Annotated in this window: 20 protein-coding genes and 4 pseudogenes; 18 read left to right on the plus strand and 6 right to left on the minus strand. The window is 34.6% G+C overall.

The features are described 5' to 3' along the window. The first annotated feature begins 42 nt into the window (after positions 1-42). Positions 43-1,770, plus strand: a complete 1,728-nt coding sequence (locus KB197_RS01760) for an ATP-dependent nuclease (RefSeq protein ID WP_084861954.1) — start codon at positions 43-45, stop codon at positions 1,768-1,770. Between the two features lie 614 nt (positions 1,771-2,384). On the opposite strand, the gene KB197_RS01765 is transcribed toward KB197_RS01760, so the two are convergent. After that, positions 2,385-3,539, minus strand: coding sequence for a site-specific integrase (locus KB197_RS01765; RefSeq protein WP_212573520.1), 1,155 nt, complete (start codon positions 3,537-3,539; stop codon positions 2,385-2,387). Positions 3,540-3,590: 51 nt separating this feature from the next. Next, positions 3,591-4,109, minus strand: a complete 519-nt coding sequence (locus KB197_RS01770; RefSeq protein WP_102210592.1) for a helix-turn-helix domain-containing protein — start codon at positions 4,107-4,109, stop codon at positions 3,591-3,593. 147 nt (positions 4,110-4,256) lie between these two features. Here KB197_RS01770 and KB197_RS01775 point away from each other — a divergent pair, with 147 nt between their 5' ends. The 4 genes from KB197_RS01775 to KB197_RS01790 all read left to right on the plus strand — a co-directional run bounded on the left by KB197_RS01775 (position 4,257) and on the right by KB197_RS01790 (position 6,253). Next, complete coding sequence (locus KB197_RS01775) at positions 4,257-4,538, plus strand: DNA-binding protein (RefSeq protein WP_049531916.1); 282 nt, start codon at positions 4,257-4,259, stop codon at positions 4,536-4,538. Between the two features lie 8 nt (positions 4,539-4,546). Next, positions 4,547-5,386: a phage replisome organizer N-terminal domain-containing protein gene (locus KB197_RS01780; RefSeq protein WP_049531917.1), complete on the plus strand. Its 840-nt coding sequence runs from the start codon at positions 4,547-4,549 to the stop codon at positions 5,384-5,386. Between the two features lie 359 nt (positions 5,387-5,745). After that, positions 5,746-6,078: a hypothetical protein gene (locus KB197_RS01785; RefSeq protein ID WP_049531919.1), complete on the plus strand. Its 333-nt coding sequence runs from the start codon at positions 5,746-5,748 to the stop codon at positions 6,076-6,078. Then, positions 6,059-6,253, plus strand: coding sequence for a hypothetical protein (locus tag KB197_RS01790; protein ID WP_000469564.1), 195 nt, complete (start codon positions 6,059-6,061; stop codon positions 6,251-6,253). The genes KB197_RS01785 and KB197_RS01790 overlap by 20 nt, the downstream gene beginning before the upstream one ends. A 460-nt stretch (positions 6,254-6,713) precedes the next feature. On the opposite strand, the pseudogene KB197_RS01795 reads toward KB197_RS01790, so the two are convergent. Further along, positions 6,714-7,091: pseudogene (locus KB197_RS01795) on the minus strand (hypothetical protein). A 251-nt stretch (positions 7,092-7,342) separates the two neighbouring features. After that, positions 7,343-7,516, minus strand: a complete 174-nt coding sequence (locus KB197_RS01800) for a FanG protein (RefSeq protein ID WP_071788300.1) — start codon at positions 7,514-7,516, stop codon at positions 7,343-7,345. 28 nt (positions 7,517-7,544) lie between these two features. On the opposite strand from KB197_RS01800, the gene KB197_RS01805 reads away from it, so the two are divergent. The 5 genes and pseudogenes from KB197_RS01805 to KB197_RS01825 all read left to right on the plus strand — a co-directional run bounded on the left by KB197_RS01805 (position 7,545) and on the right by KB197_RS01825 (position 12,575). After that, positions 7,545-8,159: a CadD family cadmium resistance transporter gene (locus tag KB197_RS01805; protein ID WP_000615750.1), complete on the plus strand. Its 615-nt coding sequence runs from the start codon at positions 7,545-7,547 to the stop codon at positions 8,157-8,159. Positions 8,160-8,170: 11 nt separating this feature from the next. Continuing rightward, a complete protein-coding gene (gene cadX / locus KB197_RS01810; RefSeq protein WP_000711094.1) occupies positions 8,171-8,509 on the plus strand; it encodes a Cd(II)/Zn(II)-sensing metalloregulatory transcriptional regulator CadX in 339 nt (112 codons plus the stop codon). A 267-nt stretch (positions 8,510-8,776) separates the two neighbouring features. Next, the gene (merR, locus tag KB197_RS01815; RefSeq protein ID WP_000640389.1) at positions 8,777-9,169 is read left to right on the plus strand and encodes an Hg(II)-responsive transcriptional regulator; all 393 of its coding nucleotides are present in this window, start codon (positions 8,777-8,779) and stop codon (positions 9,167-9,169) included. A gap of 28 nt (positions 9,170-9,197) precedes the next feature. Next, the gene (merA, locus tag KB197_RS01820; RefSeq protein WP_081094039.1) at positions 9,198-11,093 is read left to right on the plus strand and encodes a mercury(II) reductase; all 1,896 of its coding nucleotides are present in this window, start codon (positions 9,198-9,200) and stop codon (positions 11,091-11,093) included. 159 nt (positions 11,094-11,252) lie between these two features. After that, positions 11,253-12,575 (plus strand): annotated as a pseudogene (locus KB197_RS01825) (ISL3 family transposase). A 488-nt stretch (positions 12,576-13,063) separates the two neighbouring features. Here the strand turns inward: KB197_RS01825 and KB197_RS01830 are convergent. Both KB197_RS01830 and KB197_RS01835 read right to left on the minus strand, forming a co-directional pair. Next, positions 13,064-13,177 (minus strand): annotated as a pseudogene (locus KB197_RS01830) (site-specific integrase); the annotation flags it as partial. Positions 13,178-13,225: 48 nt separating this feature from the next. Then, complete coding sequence (locus tag KB197_RS01835) at positions 13,226-13,522, minus strand: hypothetical protein (RefSeq protein ID WP_004269886.1); 297 nt, start codon at positions 13,520-13,522, stop codon at positions 13,226-13,228. A gap of 835 nt (positions 13,523-14,357) precedes the next feature. On the opposite strand from KB197_RS01835, the gene KB197_RS01840 reads away from it, so the two are divergent. The 8 genes and pseudogenes from KB197_RS01840 (at position 14,358) to KB197_RS01875 (ending at position 21,339) form a co-directional block, all read left to right on the plus strand. Next, complete coding sequence (locus KB197_RS01840; RefSeq protein ID WP_004269888.1) at positions 14,358-14,738, plus strand: helix-turn-helix domain-containing protein; 381 nt, start codon at positions 14,358-14,360, stop codon at positions 14,736-14,738. Next, a complete protein-coding gene (locus KB197_RS01845; protein WP_064276380.1) occupies positions 14,726-16,063 on the plus strand; it encodes a hypothetical protein in 1,338 nt (445 codons plus the stop codon). The genes KB197_RS01840 and KB197_RS01845 overlap by 13 nt, the downstream gene beginning before the upstream one ends. A 191-nt stretch (positions 16,064-16,254) precedes the next feature. Continuing rightward, positions 16,255-16,452 (plus strand): annotated as a pseudogene (locus KB197_RS01850) (glycoside hydrolase family 31 protein); the annotation flags it as partial. A 398-nt stretch (positions 16,453-16,850) separates the two neighbouring features. Then, positions 16,851-18,323 (plus strand): peptide MFS transporter, encoded by a 1,473-nt coding sequence (locus KB197_RS01855; RefSeq protein ID WP_064276379.1) that lies wholly within the window; start codon positions 16,851-16,853, stop codon positions 18,321-18,323. Between the two features lie 265 nt (positions 18,324-18,588). Further along, a complete protein-coding gene (locus tag KB197_RS01860; RefSeq protein WP_064276378.1) occupies positions 18,589-19,275 on the plus strand; it encodes an XRE family transcriptional regulator in 687 nt (228 codons plus the stop codon). A 3-nt stretch (positions 19,276-19,278) separates the two neighbouring features. Beyond that, positions 19,279-20,694: a Y-family DNA polymerase gene (locus tag KB197_RS01865; RefSeq protein ID WP_212573519.1), complete on the plus strand. Its 1,416-nt coding sequence runs from the start codon at positions 19,279-19,281 to the stop codon at positions 20,692-20,694. Further along, positions 20,691-21,053, plus strand: coding sequence for a hypothetical protein (locus KB197_RS01870; protein WP_042750128.1), 363 nt, complete (start codon positions 20,691-20,693; stop codon positions 21,051-21,053). Before KB197_RS01865 ends, KB197_RS01870 begins: the two co-directional genes overlap by 4 nt. Continuing rightward, entirely contained in the window at positions 21,046-21,339 is a 294-nt protein-coding gene (locus KB197_RS01875) for a DUF5960 family protein (RefSeq protein ID WP_064276376.1), read from the plus strand. The genes KB197_RS01870 and KB197_RS01875 overlap by 8 nt, the downstream gene beginning before the upstream one ends. Positions 21,340-21,411 lie beyond the last annotated feature (72 nt).

The following is a 21,411-nucleotide window of genomic DNA, read 5'->3' on the forward strand; positions in this document are numbered from 1 at the left end:
TGTATTTCTTTCAATAGAAATAAAATTGAAATAAGACAAAACATGAAGAAACTAAAAGAAATTAAGATATCAAATTATAAGAATATAGGCCATCAAGTAGTTGGTTTTGACACAATAAGTAATTTTAATATTTTGGTTGGTCAAAATAATATTGGAAAATCTACACTCCTACAAGCTCTTGACATGTTGGTAAACAAAGAAGAGTCACAAGTGGGATTAACAAATCAAACTAAAATACAGTTTACATTTATTCCAACCGAAGACGATATAAGACGAGTATTTTCAGCAAATACATCTGGAGGATATATTGGAGGAAACTATTTTGAATTTGGAAGTCAGTTTATCGGAAAAAAGATAACATTTAATTACTCGCCTATTAATACTATAGGAGAGGAACAGATTCACTTGCTGAAGATTGAGAGTGCTTCAACTGAGCTGATGCAAAAATGTCAAAATGTTGAGCAATTTGTTGATTTAGGAACAAATTATTTATCCAAACTGCAATACCAAAAAATTATAAAATTGTCAGCTGACAGAAATCTTATACCTGAACCTCAGAGTAGTAATAAAATTGTCAAAGAGGATGGGCAAGGTGCAACCAATTTATTAAGACAATATTTGAATGTTGGAAGTCTTCCTAATGAGATAGTTGAGATAGAAATGTTGAATGCCCTTAATCTGATAATGCGACCTGAAAATCAATTTGAAAGAATTATGTGTCAAGAAATCGAGCCAACTGGACGTGATGTGACAACTTGGGAGATAATGCTTTTGAATGAAAATGGTAAGATACCAATATCTAGCTCAGGAAGCGGACTAAGGACGATACTATTAGTATTAATAAAGTTATTGTTAGAGGTCAGAGAAAGGGGGGTGAGAGTAAACGAGAGTAAGCCTGAGGTTGATGGATTTGTATTCGTTTTTGAAGAATTAGAAAACAATTTACACCCGACAATCCAAAGAAATCTTTTTGAATTTTTATATCAATGGTCTATTAAGAATAATACTCATATATTTTTAACAACGCACTCTAATGTTCCCTTGAATATGTTTAGTGGGAAACATAATGTGACGATTACTCATATAAAAAAAGAAACCGACGGAGTTGTAACGAATTCAGCGTTATCGTTTATAGAAAATGAAGATGTGTTAATGAATTTAGGAGTTAGAGCAAGTGATTTACTACAATCTAATGCTGTTATTTGGGTAGAAGGTCCATCGGATAGAATTTATTTGAATAAGTGGATTGAACTTTACTCTAAAGGCGAAATAAAAGAAAATCTACATTATCAGATTTTATTTTACGGCGGTCGATTACTTTCTCATTTAACCGGAAAAATAGGTGAGGAAAAAGAAATGATACAGCTTTTTAGAGCTAATAGACATTCAATTATTGTTATAGATAGTGATAAAACAGATTCTAAACAAAGAATTAATCGTTCAAAAGCTAGAATCAAGAACGAATTTAAAGAAAATAATTCTTTAGTTTGGGTGACGCAAGGGAAAGAGATAGAAAATTATTTATCACAAAGGTTAATAAAAGAAGTATATAGAGTAGATAAACAAATTGGGCAGTATGAAAAAATTGATGATTTTCTAAATGATGCCTCATCAAATAAAAAGTTAGGTACTTTTTATATACGAAATAAAGTAACAGAGTCAATTAAATTGGTGAAATATATGAATGAGTCTGATTTGAAAATTCTAGATTTAGAGGACCGTATAAAACAAATTGTTTATCGCATTAGATTGTGGAATGGTATGGATTAATGCGAGTCTAAATAGGTGTCATGCCAAGTGAATTGCTTTGGTCAAGGAAGAATCAATTTAAATGATTCACTTAAAATTGTTCAATATAACCAGAGTATGTGTATATAATGAAAGGTGTTACTATTGCTTTTGGATGCACGAAGAAGAAATTTATAAAAATAAGATGCAGATATTTTTGTTATCTGCATCTTATTTTGAACTTAATTAAACAATAAAGAATTAGTGAACTCGGTTGAAGTATAGAATGCAAATATAGCGAAAATCTATATAAGGTAAACTTTTGATATTCTGGTTCGATTTTTGCTTATTTTTGACGAAAGTTTACCTTATTTTGATGAAATTGATTGAAATTAGTTGAAATTTTACTTTTTGGAAACCCATGAAAACGTTGATTTTAAAGCACTTTGAAATTAGATGAAATAAGTGGTGCCCCAACCAGGTCTTAAGAAAGCTCGTAAAGCATCACAATTCTCAAAACGTTAATCAATACGATTATATCAACGTTTCAAAGCACTTTGCAAAGATTTTGCAAAGTGCTTTTTTGTCGATTTTTGAGCTAGAATAGCTTTGTGATAACCTTCTGATAACCTCTTCTAAATTTTTAAAATCATGATTTATTTTGCTTTATTGAGATAGTCTGCAAATTTGTCAATAGAGTTTTTCTCACCAGTTTTTGTGGTGTGAGTATAGACATCTAATGTCATCTGACTGCTTGCATGACCGAGACGTTTTGATGTATTAGAAGGATCGATTCCAATTTCAGACATAAGTGTTGCATGTGTATGTCTAAACCCATGTGGGCTAATTGGTTTTAATTTATGCTTTTTAATAATTCGATTCAGTACGTTATTAATGTAATCAGCATGCAAAGGTTCAATTTTGTCATTACTTGATATGTAATAGAACATATATTCGTTACTAATATTCAGCTTTGTAAGAGGAAACTGAGATTGTTCTTTCAGATAGAAATTTCTCCATTGCTTAATAATATCGATTGTCTCATCATCAAGATAGATTGTACGAACTGAAGATTCATTCTTTGTGCTCTTTTCAATCGCTTTACCGTCAATTCTTCCTAGACTTTTATCTATGTTCAATAGATTGCTGTCAAAGTTAAGATCAGCCCATTTTAAAGCGTATAACTCCCCTTTTCGTAGTCCACTAAATGCAAGCAGTCTAAATAAAGCAAAATGTTTAAATGGCTCAGTTTCTTTCACTATATCAAGGAAATGATGTAATTCCTCCAGAGACCAAAAATTATCTGATCTAGTTTTTTTGATTTTAGGCATGATAACATTCTTCATTGGATTTCGATCAATGTAGTTCATGTTGATTGCAAAATCAAAAATTTTTGAGGTATAGGATTTTATCTGTTTGATATTTTTGAAAGTCTGAGATTTTTGTGTGATAAAATTTTGACAATCTAAAGGACTGACTTGGTCAATAAATTTATCGCCAAATATTGGTAGAATATGTATTCGATAGATATTCTTAGTTTGGGAAGAAGTTGTTTCTTCAACGGTACCAACATAGGCATTAAACCATTCTTGATAAAGTTCTTTATAAGTGACTTTGGGGTTAGGTTTGTCGGTACTTACTGTGGGGGCAACGACACCAGCTTCTAAACGAGCTTCGTACAATTTTGCCTCTTTTTTGGTTTTGAACCCTCTCTTTAAGTGCCTTTTTTTCTTTCCATAAGCATCTAAGCCAATGTAAAAGCTGACATAGTATAGGATTCCTTTTTTTGTTTTGTATTTGTGTATAGACATTTTTTCTCCGTATCTAAGTTTTCGGAGCTTATGTAATTGAGAAATGAATGTCTATCTATTTTTTCTATCTTCTTGGCGGATAGCGTATTCGTCTGTTTTAATCCAGCTCTGCCAAACTTTAGAATCTTTATTTTGGTGATTCATATAATCTATAAACTCAGACATAAAACGTTTGTTTTTCTCAGCTAGGTATTCTGAGAATATATGACGAAATTCATCTGAAAAACTATCATCAAGTGGTAGTGTTAATGCCCTTTCGCCAAATTCGATACTTTTCTTTAACTTCTCCATATCGCTTTTAAAAGGTGTCACAGAACCAATTTTAGATGTTTTGAAACTGTCTGTAACAATTTTAAGATTTGATGGAGCGTGTGGGTTGCTATCAAGCCCCATAATGTAAGCGACGGAAACATTAAAGTATTTTGCTAATTTTTCAGCATTATTTTTTTTAGGTTTGCGGATTCCTTGATTGTATCCAGAAAGTGTAGGATAGGCTATATTTGTAGCTTCGCTAATTTCTGTCAATTTTTTTCCGCTATTTTCTATCAGTTTAGTAATATGATTGGTCATAAGAACCTCCTTTTTATCATTATAACACATTTTATTCTTTTTGAATAAAAAAGCTTGACAAAAATTCAAAAAGGATATATAATTCGAAATGAATAACAAATTAAATAGTTTCGGAGCTTATTTAATTTAGAAATGAGGTGTGAATTTATGTCGGAAACTACTTTAGTTGTCCAGCTTCCTAAAGAATTAGAGAATCAATTACGTGCTCATTATGATGAGATGATTTCAAATGCTGTGGCAAGAGTATTTGAAGATAAAGAACTTTATAAACCCATGGTTCGTATGTCAGGTCTATCTAGGTGGTTAGATGTATCTACGACTACAATCCAAAAATGGACGAAAGAAGGAATGCCAACCATGGTGATTGATGGAGTGACTTTATACGATAAAAGAGCAGTAACAAGATGGTTGAAGCAATATGAAAGATAGGTACTCGTATGAATGGTGTTCAGTGGATCAAGATAACAACAGATATATTTGATGATGAAAAAATTCAGTTGATAGAATCGATGCCAGAAGGAGATACACTTATTGTAATATGGTTCAAAATTCTGGTACTTGCAGGAAAGCAAAATAATAGTGGCATACTGAGTCTAGGAAACAAGGTATATTACACAGAAGAGATGCTTTCAACAGTGTTTAGACGAAAAGCGACATCTGTAAAATTAGCTCTTAGCATGTTTGAAGAATTTGGCATGATAGAAATCATAGATGGCGCTATTACCATTCCAAAATGGGAGAAACATCAGAATATAGATGGCCTAGAAAAGATTAGGAAACAAACTAGGGAACGTGTTGCTCGTCATAGACAAAAACAGAAAGCACTAATTACAGGCGAGCCACAACTTGTTTTAGACTGTAACGTTACAGTAACGGATGAAAATGAGAATGTAACGCAAGAGATTAAGAACAAGAGTAAGAATAAGAAAGAGATTGAGAATATACTGGATAATAGTTCTAGAAAGCCTGAAACTTATATTCTGCCTAAATATTATTCTTTGTTAGAATCCATTTCTTATAAGTACAATGATAGATTTTTGTATCCTAACAATTACACTTTAACACATGCTCAGAAGATGAAGATAGGAGAGTATTTAGCTAGTGGATATGTAACTAGTGATGAAGTTATTAGCATGATTGAACGGATTCCTGAGGATGCGACTTCTCCGTTAGCGTATTTATTTAAGTCTATGGAGAATTTAAAGCAGGAACGTATGCTGGAGTGCAAAGCTATTGCCCATGAAAATGCCCGAAAGAAGTATATGATAAATGAGTAGATATAGGACTGTTCTAAAGAAATGTTATATCACTGAAGAGCAGAATGAAATAGTGAATAACTTGATTGAAATGACAAACCATCTAAATTTTTCCTCTTATGCTAGGAAAATGTTGTTTAAGAGTTCGCCTATTTATCTTCAATTTGATTTTGAATCTTATCATGACTTTATATTTCAAGTTAGAAGAATTATCAATAACTTACGTCAGTTAGAAAGAATAGCGGAACAAAGTGAAGATTTCGATAATGTAAGGATATTTCACTGCTGTGTTGAGCTGATGATAGGATATGAAAAGAAGACAAGCAAACAAGTGAAAGAACTTGTGAAACGACTAAATAAGAAAACGAGGTGATAAGATTATGAGAATAAAATCGGTGTTGAAACAGGTATTTTTGACAGAAGAAGAAAATAAAAAATTAAATGATTGTATGAGGAAGGAAAATATTCATAATTTTTCTGAGTTTGCTAGAAAAAAATTAATCCGAACAGATTTGAACATTCACAAAGTCTCTTTTGAAGCGTTAGTTCCTTTGACAGAAGAGTTGGAACAGGTAGGAAAGAATATCAATTCTATAGCCCGTCTTGCAACTGTAGTTGGGAGAATAAGCTATGAAAACAAAATGGATATGTCTATTTTGATGCAAAAAATAGTTGATGTGATGGAGGAAAAAGATGTTTATTTTCAAAAGTAATATGGATAAGGATTTTGATCAGATATGCGAATACATATTGAAATTAAAGCGAGCAGAATTATTTCTTCATGGGATTAAACAACAAGATAAAACGAAGGCTCGTTTGTATCATGCGATGCTGGAATACTACGATGCTAACCATAAAAAAGAAAGACATATGAGAATTTTAAAATAAGGAAACGCTGTTAAAAATTTTGCAGCGTTTTTTATATATCTTCTTAAAATATTTGTACACACAAATGACAGTCAAATCGATTTTTGGAATTATTTTATCGAGAAGGAAAGATTTATCATAATATGACTTTGCGAGCTCAGAGTCTGTATACACACACTCCCAAAATCATCTCAAAATTTGTATACACAAAGTGTATGTATTTTTTGGGATGATTTGAATTTTGGGGAATCCCCAAACCCCTGATGAATTATACGAGCAAAAAAAATTGGGAGTAAGTTTTAGAAAGAACTATTCTACAGTATTTAAAATCTGACTTTAAGTAAATTTTTTATTATGTGACTATTAGTCTGTCTCACTCCGCTAGGTGCGAGACAAAAAAATACCCGCTATGCGGGTGTGTACTGACCCCAAAAAGTTAGACAGAAAAAATCTAACTTTTGGGGTCAGTACAAAAGCGTTTTTATTGTATAAAGAATATCAAATAGTTTGAGTGTTTTACTTGTCGCTGTATTTCTTCACTATCCTTTTTGTAATACTCCTGCTTTGTTCCTGAAATATCTACAGTGAATACATCATCCTTGAAGGTATAATTCTCTTTTCGGTTTATGATATTAGAGCCAGTCAGTTCGATTGTTGCACTATCTTTATCAATTGTAAAGGTGTCGGCCTCTCCTTTGTTGCTATTTCCTTTGTTACCTGAAATGGTAAAGGCAACTTCATTTCTACTCTCGTTTATTCAACGGTATTCGCCATCTAAAGAATTGCTTGATTGGTTAGAACATGCAATTAATAAAATTGTAGATAGAGACACTAAAAGTAATGTGATAAATCTTTTCATTTACATACTTTTTATTTCTATATTATATTAAAGAAACATTACATAAGTAAGAAAGTAATTTTTTAGGTTGATCTCTTTCTTTCGGGAAAATCATTATGTTTCGGAAAGTCAAGATTTTGTTATTATTTATGATATACTGGTACCGTAATTATATCCTTACAGAGGTTAAGTAAGGGTTTCAGTACACGCCAATAGATGTCAAAATATTGATTTTAAGCGATTTTTGATTTTTGGAAACTCATTATATCGCACTACAAATCAATAAAAACTGTACCTTTTTTAGATAAATATATTATCTGGATATTGAAGTTAAGCCCTGCTGTCATTTCGATGGCAGGGCTTTTTAATATTTGGTACACTAACTTCTTATCTATATTTTGGTGGATTTTAAGTTGACATCTACAAAGTTTAATGTTAGAATACATTCAAAAATATATTTGAATGAGGTGTTTTATGATTCAAAATGTTGTTACTTCAATAATCCTGTATTCTGGGACAGCCGTAGACTTACTTATTATCCTAATGTTATTTTTTGCCAAAAGAAAAAGCAGAAAAGACATCATTAACATCTATTTAGGACAATTTCTAGGCTCTGTTAGTCTAATATTGCTAAGTTTGCTTTTTGCATTTGTCTTAAATTATATTCCTAGTAAAGAGATTTTAGGTTTACTCGGTTTGATTCCAATTTTCCTAGGTCTCAAAGTTTTGCTTTTAGGAGATTCTGATGGAGAAGCTATTGCCAAAGAAGGTTTGCGCAAAGATAATAAAAACCTGATATTTCTAGTCGCTATGATTACTTTTGCAAGTTGTGGTGCTGACAATATTGGTGTCTTTGTTCCATATTTTACTACCTTAAATTTAGCAAATTTGATAGTAGCTTTACTTACCTTTCTAGTCATGATTTATCTCTTGGTTTTTTCTGCCCAAAAATTGGCACAAGTCTCTTCTGTTGGAGAAATTTTGGAAAAATATAGCAGATGGTTTATTGCCGTTGTTTATTTAGGATTGGGGATATATATCCTGATTGAAAATAACAGTTTTGACATACTATGGACTATATTAGGCTAGGAGAAAATATTATGAAAAAAGATAGTATCTGCCAAGTGAATGTTATAAATCAGCAAAGTATTACAACCGCAACGAACTACCTTGAAAAGGAAAAAGTCCAAAAATCACTTCGCATTTTAACAAAATTTACCGATAATAAACAGATAAATATCATCTTCTATCTTCTTGCTGTTGAAGAACTCTGTGTCTGTGATATAGCCTGTTTACTAAATCTCAGTATGGCATCTACTTCCCACCATCTTCGTAAACTAGCCAATCAAAACATCTTGGGCACTAGAAGAGAGGGGAAAATTATATATTATTTTATAAAAGATGAGGAAATCAGGGATTTTTTTAATCAACTAGGATAACAACTATTTTTACTACTTTTCCATGATTAGGGAGCTACTCTATGAAATTTCGGGTCTTCGGAATATATGGTGGAATTACTTTCTTAATAGTTTAAAAACAACTGGTGTTTAAATCGGATTTTCTGGTGGGATGTTAGGATAATCAATAGTATTATATAAAAGTATCAATCACATACGAGTGATACTTTGGGAAAAAAATAAAATAGTCCAATTTACTTGACCGTGTACTATGGTACATGGTTTATAATATTCAGGGGGTGAAATAAGATGATTTATCGCATTAGTGAGTTTGCAGATAAATGTGGAGTTAATAAAGAAACGATCAGATATTACGAGCGAAAAAATTTATTACAAGAACCTCACCGAACGGAAGCTGGTTATCGGATATATTCATATGATGACGTTAAGCGTGTTGGGCTTATTAAACGAATACAGGAACTTGGTTTCTCTTTAAGCGAGATTTATAAATTACTTGGTGTTGTAGATAAAGATGAAGTTCGTTGTCAAGATATGTTCGAATTTGTTTCTAAAAAACAAAAGGAAGTGCAAAAACAAATAGAGGATTTAAAACGAATTGAAACTATGTTAGACGACTTAAAACAACGATGTCCAGATGAAAAGCAATTACATTCGTGTCCAATAATAGAAACATTAACATGAGAGATTAATTAACGAAAGGAGCTTTTTTATGAATAAATTTAAGGTAAACATTTCAGGAATGACTTGTACGGGTTGTGAAAAACACGTAGAATCAGCACTTGAAAAGATAGGTGCTAAAAATATTGAGTCTAGTTATCGTCGTGGTGAAGCAGTATTTGAACTGTCCGATGATATTGAGGTTGAAAGTGCAATAAAGGCGATTGCTGACGCAAATTATCACCCGGGCGAAGCAGAAGAATTTCAATCGGAACAAAAGACGAATTTATTGAAAAAATATCGGCTAAACGTTGAAGGAATGACCTGCACTGGTTGTGAAGAACATATTGCGGTTGCTCTTGAAAATGCAGGTGCAAAAGGGATTGAAGTAGACTTTCGTCGCGGAGAAGCACTGTTTGAACTACCGTATGATGTAGACATTGATATCGCGAAAACAGCGATTACTGACGCACAATATCAACCGGGCGAAGTAGAAGAAATACAAGTGCAATCGGAAAAAAGGACAGATGTAAGTTTAAATGATGAAGGTAACTATGATTATGATTACATCATCATCGGTTCTGGTGGAGCTGCCTTTTCATCTGCCATTGAAGCCGTTACTTTGAACGCAAAAGTGGCTATGATTGAGCGTGGAACGGTGGGTGGAACTTGCGTTAATGTCGGATGCGTTCCTTCTAAGACCTTATTAAGAGCAGGGGAAATCAATCATCTAGCAAAAAATAATCCATTTGTGGGATTACACACTTCGGCTTCAAATGTTGATTTAGCGCCATTAGTAAAACAAAAGAATGATTTAGTAACCGAGATGCGAAATGAAAAATATGTGAATTTAATTGATGATTATGGTTTTGAATTAATAAAAGGTGAAGCAAAATTCGTAAATGAAAATACAGTTGAAGTAAATGGCAATCAAATCACAGCCAAAAGATTTTTAATAGCTACAGGTGCTTCTTCAACTGCACCTAATATTCCCGGATTAGATGAAGTAGATTATTTAACAAGCACTAGCTTATTGGAATTAAAGAAGGTTCCAAATCGTCTTACCGTAATTGGTTCAGGATATATCGGCATGGAATTAGGACAACTATTTCATAACCTCGGGTCAGAAGTCACTTTGATTCAAAGAAGCGAGCGTCTATTAAAAGAATACGATCCTGAAATTTCAGAAGCCATTACTAAGGCCTTAACAGAACAGGGAATTAATTTAGTAACAGGTGCAACCTATGAACGAGTTGAGCAAGATGGAGACATTAAAAAAGTTCATGTTGAGATAAATGGTAAAAAGCGAATTATTGAAGCAGAACAATTGCTAATTGCCACTGGAAGAAAACCAAATACAGAATCATTAAACTTACATGCAGCAGGCGTTGAAGTTGGTTCCCGTGGTGAAATTGTCATTGATGATTATCTTAAAACGACCAATTCCCGAATTTATTCAGCTGGAGATGTCACTCTCGGTCCCCAATTTGTTTATGTAGCTGCTTATGAAGGTGGACTTGCTGCTCGTAATGCAATCGGAGGACTAAATCAAAAGGTCAATTTAGAAGTGGTTCCAGGCGTTACGTTTACTTCTCCATCGATTGCAACGGTTGGTTTAACGGAGCAACAGGCAAAAGAAAAAGGATATGAAGTGAAAACATCGGTATTGCCGTTGGATGCTGTTCCAAGAGCGCTCGTTAATCGGGAAACAACAGGTGTTTTCAAATTAGTGGCAGACGCGAAAACATTGAAAGTGTTAGGGGCGCATGTAGTGGCAGAAAACGCAGGAGACGTAATTTATGCAGCAACATTAGCTGTGAAATTCGGTTTAACTGTTGGAGATCTGAGAGAAACGATGGCTCCATATCTAACAATGGCAGAAGGATTGAAGCTGGCTGTCCTAACTTTTGATAAAGATGTTTCGAAATTATCTTGCTGTGCAGGCTAAGGGAACTTTTTTACAACTCCCTATTCAAGTGAACCAGCTAATGCTTTAAGGGATTTTCTAAGTGCATTTGTGGTCACAAAAATAATTTAACACTGATGATTTCGACATCAAATCTATAATTGATACCTTAACACCGCAGAGTAATAAAGGATGAATAATATGTCAGACTTATTATCCTTACCAGACATTAAAACAATAGAACCGCCACAAGAAAATGAAACCGATATGATGTTTAAAGTTGAAGCAGTCGGACCACCTGAATGTTGTCCTGAATGTGGTTTTGACAAGTTGTACAAACACAGTCCAAGAAATAAACTAATTATGGATTTGCCCATTCGTTTAAAGCGAGTGGGCTTACAATTGAACCGTAGACGATACAAGTGTCGTGAATGCGGATCTACCTTCTGGGAACGCCTAATATCTGTAGATGAAAAGCGTAGTATGACCAAAAGGCTTTTAAAGTCCATTCAAGAGCAATCCATGTCTAAGACCTTTGTAGAAGTCGCAGAAAGCGTTGGTGTTGACGAAAAAACCATTAGGAACGTTTTTAAGGACTATGTGGCACTCAAAGAACGTGAATACCAGTTTGAAACTCCTAAGTGGCTTGGGATAGACGAGATACATATTATCCGTAGACCTCGGCTTGTATTGACTAATATTGAACGCAGGACTATTTATGACATCAAGCCTAACCGTAATAAGGAAACAGTCATCCAACGTCTTTCAGAAATCAGTGACAGGACTTACATTGAGTACGTCACAATGGATATGTGGAAGCCCTACAAAGACGCAGTGAACACTATCCTTCCACACGCTAAAGTTGTCGTAGATAAGTTTCATGTAGTTAGAATGGCTAATCAAGCCTTAGATAACGTCAGAAAGTCTTTGAAAGCCCATATGAGCCAAAAAGAAAGACGTACCTTATGCGTGAAAGGTTTTTTCCTTCTAAAGCGTAAACACGATCTAAATGAACGTGAATCATTCCTCTTAGATACTTGGTTAGGTAATCTTCCTGCTTTAAAAGAAGCCTATGAACTCAAAGAAGAGTTTTACTGGATATGGGATACTCCTGATCCAGATGAAGGTCATCTTCGTTATAGTCAATGGAGACACCGTTGTATGTCCAGCAACTCTAAAGACGCATATAAAGACCTCGTGAGAGCCGTAGACAACTGGCATTTTGAAATATTCAACTACTTTGATAAAAGGCTCACTAATGCTTATACGGAGTCAATTAACAGCATTATTAGGTAGGTAGAGCGAATGGGTAGAGGTTACTCGTTTGATGCCTTACGAGCCAAAATCCTTTTCAATGAGAAGCTCCATAAAAAGCGTAAGCCACGATTTAATTCAAGTGCTTTCAATAAAGCTATGTTATACGATACTTTCAATTGGTATGAAGTGAATGATCACGACATTACAGACAACTTAGGTGTCGATTTTTCCACACTTATTAAGAATTTGGAGAAGGGTGATTTATAAGCCCTTTTCCACCATAAAATCCGAATACCCGAAATTTTTTGATGAAAATTACTCACAAGAAATAATATATAGAACTGTTTAAATATCTTCAGGATAGAAAAAGAAATTGTCCAGGCACGAAGAAACTGTATATTTGTTGCTAAACTGTACATCATCTTTATGATACGGTATTTCGTATTTCTCAACTACATAAGCTCCGAAAACTAAAATGTGATAACCCTTTGATAACCTCTCGATTTTCAAAAGGATTATATATGTAAATATTGAGGATTTATCTCTTAAAATTACTTGATTTTAGTGATAATTTACCATAAATATCATAATGTAGAAAAAACCAGGTCTTAAGAAAGCTCGTAAAGCATCACAATTCTCAAAACGTTAATCAATACGATTATATCAACGTTTCAAAGCACTCAAGAGTTTACCTCATGGGTGCTTTTTTCGTGTTTTTTTAAAAAGTTTACCTCAAAGTTCACCTTATTTTTACCTTATTGTTTTAGAGACTTTAAAGCAAATTCACCAACTGCTATAGGAACTACATTCGAAGTATTGACATAAATCTGAGTTGTACTTGTATCGCTATGTGTCGATGCTTTATAGATTCCATAGTTTAATCCAGTTTTAGCTATTTTATTTTCTCCTTTATTTTGTTATTTTTTGAGTACTAGCTTCTCAGCAAAAACGTTGAGTGCAGGTGCGGCAGAATTTCCATTCAGTGAAGTATCCGATAAGAAAATAGGATTAACTGCTTCAACAAGAGCATCTTCTGGAAAGACTGTTGTAGAAGCCGGTGTAATAACGTGGAAGGCACCATGAGTTTCACTATTTAAAATATGTCTTTGGTACTTTCCTTCCTTACCAAAGACATAACGTGGTGCATTTCCTAATTTTTCATAGTAAGCTAGGCCAATAAATTCTGGTTTCATTTTTAAAGTTTCTGGTATCATATGTTGTTTCCTTTCTGAGTGTAAAATAAAAAGAGTTAAGCTAGTTGCTTCACTCTTGAGTAGTAATGAGTAAAAAGTTTTCGTTTGAACATTCTGGTATAAAATTGTACTTCACCTTGAGCAAAGCCAGTAAGCAGTGATTGGTTGGCAAGTTTATCTAAAGCCTTTTGGGCTTGATGATAGAGTTGTCCCTGGAGTTGTTCGGATGTAGAAAACATATCATAGGTGAATATGTAATTATTGTAGAGTCGTTCACATTGTTGTGCGAAAAAAGCTAGACATAGTGTTCTCCTTTATTGTAAAAGTAAAAAGCTACTAAGAAAATGGACTTAGTAGCTAGAGTAAATCTATCTAGTAAATTAGATAGACAGCAGTAAAGAAAAGTTATTTGGTTGAAGGATCCCTCCTTCACGGTGGCAACGTTTAGCAAGGTGCTTTGCATGAATTACCATCGTTTTCCCAGCTAACCTCAATAGGTAGTCACTATCATGCCCATTGGGTTCTCTTACGCCCTTTGGCGAAGCCAGTTCACTTTACTATTCGGAAAAGTGCGAAAGTCCGAAATGCGTGGAAGTCCACAAAAATGTTTTTAATCTTCACTTCAACCATCAAGCAGACTTGACTTTTCTTTCCAAAACATTTACAATAAAGGCACGAAGTTTAGTGTAGTTTTGGCAATCAGTCCTCTGGTTGTCAGACGCACTTTTTATTTAATTATCAATGATCGTGGTTTAGCCTTGAAGATAAGATTATTATTTTCAACTGCTATACAACCATTAGTTGTAAATACCAACGATTTTCTGCAAAATTTTAAAATAATTTTTTGAGGTTACATATGGAATTTGCAGAACGCTTGAAGACACTAAGGAAACAAGTAAAACTAACACAAGGTCATATAGCTGAAAAACTAAATATTTCCCAACAGGCATATGCTTCATGGGAACGTGGAGTAAAAAAACCAACACAAGAAAATCTTGTTAAGATTGCACAAGTTTTAAATGTGTCCGTTGATTACCTAGTTGGAAATTCAGAAGAAAAATCAGATGAACTAGATAATATTGAGTTACTTTTTCGTATGAACTCAAAAGGTTTAACTGATGAAGAGAAGAAAGTCTTTCAAAAAGAGTTGATTGAATTTATGGAAGAACGGAAGAAGGCATTTGAATATAGAGAAAAATCGGAAATAAATAGGAGTGAGTATATATGTTTCAAATGATTTCAGTTTTATTTTCATTGATTTTACTTTTTGCATATTTTAAATTCAAGGAGAAAGCAAAAAGAAAGTATGCAGGCTCTATAGTTTTCCAAATAATTGATAGAGAGTATAGTAATTGGTATAAGCGAGAACGGAATGGGATAGTTATCAATAAAAAAACAACCTCTATGTTTGAGGTTGATAAAGTAGTTTTTGGTTTAAAAGAAAAATTTGAAGTTCAAGGCATTTCAAAAGAACAACTTAAGGACTATTTAGATTTCTTATATAATAATGAACCTAAAAAGATTGGTATTTATAGCATTATATTAGCTGTCTTTGGATATTTAGGTTCAACTAAATTCTTAAAAGTTTTACTACCCGATCTAAGTAATATCAAGGATGTTCCAACAGTTTTTAATAATGTTGCTGACACATTTAATAAATATAGGGACTTTGCGTTAATTGTTTTATATCTTTTACTTTTTATAGCTATTATAGTGCTGTTATCTTATATTTCTTATAAAATAGCGACAATTGATAACATGTATATTGATACCCAAAAGATATATGTATTAAAGAGAGCAGAAAAAATATGGGATTTTGAAAAAGATTATAGTGTATATACAAACACAGATGCAAGAGATAAATTCAAAGATAGAAATAATTTAATCTTCCCAGAACTGGAGGATAGTAAATCAAAATTCGAGAAAGATTTTAATCGTGCCATTGGAGATACTTTTAATAGAAATGACGATTTCTTTAAAAACTTACCAGGGATAAATATGATTGAGTGGAAGAGTGTAAAAGAATGGTTCCTGGGTATGTTAATACCTGTAATTTTTATAATAATTATTTTTATAATGAGTTATTTGATGGTGTTTTATAAGGATGAATTTCCGACTATATTAATTTTTGCAATGTACATTATAACACTTTATATAGTATATCTGTTTATGCTTATATATATGACTCAAATAGATAGGCAAAATAAACTGATTGTTACGGAACAACCAAATATGGTCACTCCGGAACAGGCTGAATCGGAGTCACAAAATGAAGTAAGACGTTTAGAATATTCAGATTCTGGTGAAGTAAAACTAAAGATTAAACGTAGACACTACATTAATAAACGTATATACTTCTCTCTTGCTACAACTGTACTTATTCATTATATTTTATATTCGATCTTTGTAAACGGCTCACTTAGCCCTTTGGGGTTAATTGATAATGTTGTTATCCTTTTTAAAATACCGTTACATATTTTACTTTTAAGTGTTCCAATCTTAATTAGCTTTATAGTTATATTTTTTTCTACATTCTTCCAAATTGGAAGTGACAATAATTAAGAGTAAAATTAATGGGTAATAGATAGCTTTTCATTTAGATATAAATAAAGTTCGTATCAGTCATTAAGGGATAAGTTGTATAATAAATATGAATACGATAAGAATATTAGATTTTATTACTCATCATTTTTAGAAGATTAACAATCTGATAAACAGATAGTTAAAGAAATTATTAATAGAAAATAATTTATGATAATAAAATACCGTCTCTGAATGATGAAGTTTTTAGACTACTAAAGACGGCTTCTCTTCCATATGAATTAAAAGATAGATTATTAAATCAATTCATCAATGCCAAAAATTCTCATGAGTTAATGAATATCTTGCATCATCAGGATAAGGAATTGAGAGGGCGTTTGTTAGAAATGATATTTACTAGCGAAAACTAATTGAGACATTTCGTACACAATTTCTATTATTTAATTACTAATTATTTATTTTTTAATGTGTAATAGTTTTGCATCTCTATGCTTATTGACTTGTATTTTAGTAATTACGAGTTTGGCATAGAGATGTTTTTTGTTTACTGAAGAGGAAAGGATAAGTATGTTTCAAGGTTTGAAATATTTTTTAAACTAAACAAGAGCAAATTTTTAAAGGTGATTTTTCAAAGTAACTTCCACTTGCCTGACCGATGTGGAAGTTAGTCTGAAACGGATTTTTATGGTGGAATTAAGTATGAGACGTGTGATTTTTTCAGAAAATTTTCTAAAACAAACAGGATTTGTTTGACATTTATTTGAAAATTCTGTAAAATGAATTATTATATCGTTCAAGGAGAATATATATGGAAAAACAGAAAACATTTTTTGGACATCCTATGGGCTTGTCCACCCTCTTCTTTACAGAAATGTGGGAACGCTTTTCTTACTATGGGATGCGAGCTATCCTACTTTACTATATGTACTATAGTGTGCAAGACGGTGGATTGGGAATGGATAAGACCACAGCTGCATCGGTTATGGCGATTTATGGCTCGCTGGTATTTTTGTCCTCGGTTATCGGTGGTTTTGTCAGTGACCGTATTTTAGGAAGTCGTAAGACTGTCTTTTACGGTGGGATTCTGATTATGCTAGGGCATATTGCTTTGGCAACACCTTTTGGACAAGTGGCTCTCTATCTTTCTATTGCCTTGATTATCTTTGGTACTGGATTTTTAAAACCCAATATCTCAGATATGGTGGGGGGAATTTATGAGAAAGAGGATGATAGACGGGATGCAGGTTTTAGTATCTTTGTCTTTGGTATTAACTTAGGTGCCTTCGTTGCCCCTTATCTAGTGGGTTATCTAGGTCAGGAAGTCAATTTCCATCTAGGTTTCTCATTAGCTGCCATTGGGATGTTCTTTGGTCTAGTGAAGTATGTTTTGGATGGGAAGAAATATCTGCCTGAATCAAGTCTTTACCCCACTGATCCACTTTCACAGAAGGACCAGCAGACCTTGATTAAACGCTTGCTGATTACACTTGTCGTAGTTATTCTCGTGGTTATAGGTTTAGTCTTTACTCACCAGTTTAATGTGGATATGATTGTTAATATCTTTACAGTGATTGCTGTAATTATTCCAATCTACTATTTCTTCAAAATTTTATCTAGTCAGAAAATAACTGCTACTGAGAGATCTCGGGTATTTGCCTACATTCCTCTATTTATCGCTGGAGTACTCTTCTGGTCTATTGAGGAGCAGGGTTCTGTTGTTCTCGCTCTATTTGCGGATGATCAAACTCGACTTTACTTTAATGCATTTGGAAATCAAATTCATTTCCCATCTAGCTTTTTCCAAAGTATCAATCCACTTTTCATTATGATTTATGTGCCAATTTTTGCATGGTTGTGGGGGAAAATGGGTAAAAATCAACCGTCCTCTTCTAAGAAATTTGCTTACGGTTTATTTGCGGCAGGTCTATCCTTCTTGTGGATGATGTTGCCAGGGATGCTCTTTGGGGTAGATGTTAAGGTCAGTCCTTTCTGGTTGATTATGAGTTGGGCTATTGTGATTGTGGGGGAAATGTTGATTTCGCCTATTGGCCTATCAGTCACTACTAAGCTAGCACCAAAATCCTTCCAAGCACAAATGATGTCTATCTGGTTCTTGAGTAATGCTGCTGCCCAAGCTATCAATGCTCAAATTGTAAAATTTTATACAAGCGAAACTGAAGTCGCTTACTATGGAATTGTTGGAGGAATTACGATTGTATTCAGTATTATCTTACTCTTCTACGTTCCACGTATTGAAAAACTAATGTCTGGTATCAAATAGAGAAAAGCTGGAATTTCTGTAGGAATTTTAAAAGTTAGATAAATTATTTATTCAAAGGATTTAGTTCTGTATTGTACAGGGCTAAGTCCTTTTAGTTTGATGAAAACTCATGATGTTTATGATATTCCTAGTAGACAATCGTCCACTTTTTTTATATAATAAAATTAAACCATATTGGTTGAGTTTTGAAAGTATGGATTCAAGCATCGATTAGTCTTTCTAAGGGAGATAATGTCCATTAAAGCATCATAATAGGAGGTGAAGTATGTATCAGCCAGAAAAATTAAAGGCTCGGAGGAAAGAGTTAAAACTGACACAGAAGGAAATTGCAGAGCAACTTGGGATTAGTTTCCAGGCTTACTCGGCTTGGGAACGTGGAGTCAAGGAACCGTCCAAGGAGAAGGTAGCTCAGCTAGAGAATATTTTAAAAGTACCAAAAGGATATTTTACTCAGATCGAGATTGTCCGTCTCTACCATAGCCTCTCCAAGCAAGGGCAGGAGAAGGTTGTTCTCTATGCTCGCAACCTATCTCAAGAGGAGCAAGCCCAGAAAGTGACAGCTATGCCAGAGCGCCTCTACGAGTACCGTGTTTATGAACGCATGTCAGCAGGTATTGGGGCTTCGGTCTACGATGATCAGAATTTTGATACGGTTTACTTTAATGAGGAGTTGGCTCATGACTTTGCGTCATGGGTGTCTGGGGACTCCATGGAACCTAAATACCAAAATGGTTCAGTGGCTCTGATTCGAGAGACAGGATTTGACTATGATGGGGCGGTTTATGCAGTGGTTTGTAACAATCAGACCTATATCAAGCGGGTTTATCGTGAGGAAGATGGCTTGCGTCTGGTCTCTATCAATCCTAAATACAAAGATATTTTCATCTCCTATGAGGAAGATCCTCGGATTGTGGGGATTATCGTTGGGAACTTTGTGCCGATAGAGGGCTAGTCAATGGGCTACTTTGATTATTCCAGAGAGCCCAAAAGTGACATTGCCTTTGTCGATATGAAATCCTTTTATGCCAGTGTTGAGTGCGTGAAAAGGGGATTACATCCGCTGAAAACCTCGCTTTGTGTCATGAGTCGAGCGGATAATTCAACTGGTCTTATCCTAGCCTCCTCTCCCCTGTTTAAGAAGATTTTTGGCAAGTCAAATGTTGGTCGGGCCTATGATTTGCCTTTTGATATCAAAACGCGAAAATTTTCCTATTACAATGCTCAAAAGCAAGGGCTACCTACCGACTCAGACTATGTTCGCTACATCGAAGATTGGGCTCAAGTGACCTTGATTGTCCCTCCTCGAATGGACGAGTACATTGCAGTCAATATGGAAATCCAGCGAATCTTTCAGAATTATGGCAGTCCAGATGATATTTATCCCTACTCTATCGATGAGGGCTTTATTGATCTGACTAGTTCACTCAACTATTTCATCCCAGATAAGAGTCTCTCTCGCAAAGACAAGCTGGATCTGCTTTCTGCCCGTATTCAGAGGGATATTTGGAGGCAGACAGGGATCTACTCTACAGTAGGTATGTCCAATGCCAATCCCTTACTAGCCAAGTTGGCTCTGGATAATGAGGCCAAGCACACTCCGACCATGAGGGCCAACTGGTCTTACCAGGATGTGGAAGAGAAGGTCTGGTCCATTCCCAAGATGACCGACTTTTGGGGAATTGGCAGGCGGATGGAGAAACGCTTGCATGCTCTGGGGATTTATTCCATCAAGAAATTGGCAACCAGCAATCCCGACCAGCTAAAAAAAGCTCTGGGTCAGGCTGGTCTTCGTTTGTGGTTTCATGCTAACGGGATTGATGAGAGCAATGTTCATAAGCCCTATAAAGCCAAATCCAAGGGCTTGGGGAATTCTCAAATCTTGCCGAGAGACTACGTGAAGCTACGTGATATTGAAATTATTCTCCGGGAAATGGCGGAGCAGGTGGCTATTAGACTGAGAAGGTCTGGCAAGAAAACAACCCTTGTCTCTATCTATGTCGGTTTCTCTAAACAGGAGGTCAGGTCGTCTATTCACACACAAATGAAGGTCGAACCGACCAATAATACAGCTGTCTTAACGGATTATGTTTTGAAGTTATTTCATAACAAATACACTTCAGGAGCAGTTAGAAGTGTTGGAATCAACTATTCAGGATTTGTGGATGAGTCCTTTGGTTTGATATCTCTCTTTGACGATGTTGACAAGTTAGAAAAAGAAGAAAGGCTCCAGACGGCCATTGACTCCATTCGGGAACAATTTGGTTTCACTTCCCTTTTAAGAGCAAATGCACTGGAAGAAGCCTCTAGGAGTCTTGCTAGAAGCAAGCTGATTGGGGGACATTCTGCTGGAGGATTAGATGGATTAAAATGATTGATCGTTCTTATTTACCCTTTCAATCCGCGCGAGATTATCAAGATCCAGGGATGCAGAAGTGGATGGGATTTTACCTTTCAGAACACACCAGTTCGCTCAGTGAAGAAAAAAGCCGGGTTGATTTTTCGACGGATTTGACTCCAGATGAGAAGTTACACTTGCTTTCTCAGCTTTATGTTGGCCAACTTAGGGGAAATTTTGTGCTAAAGGAAAAGAAGCAGAAAACCACTATAATCGGTGTGGTGAGAGAGTTATCGCCTCAGACTCTATCTATTAGGACAAGCGAGGGATATAGGTTGATAGAGGTTGCAGATATCCTAGGAATTCGGCTGTGGGAGGAGGGAGTTTATGACTAGAAAAGAGCTGTATGAAAACAAACTGCAGATGGATTACTTTTCAGATGACTATATTCGTTTTGAAGAGGATTTTCAAAAATACTCTGCCATGAACGTGCCCTTGACTTTCTTGATTGATGACATCCTACGAACCATGGCGATGAATCAGAAAAACTACTTTGTCTTAAACAAGGAAAATGCCAAGGATGGGCGGGAGCATCGTTTTTATTTTAGGGTGGTAACGGAAAAAGCGTGTCCTAGAAATAGGACCTATGTATATGCTGGGATTAAAAATAGTGGCCAGTAGATTTGGTAGGAGATGAACTCGTTTTTTGGTGTACCCCATTGCAGCTATCTGAAGAGGACTTGCAGAAGCTTA

This window comes from Streptococcus sp. 11-4097, assembly GCF_018215285.2.
GTDB lineage: Bacteria > Bacillota > Bacilli > Lactobacillales > Streptococcaceae > Streptococcus.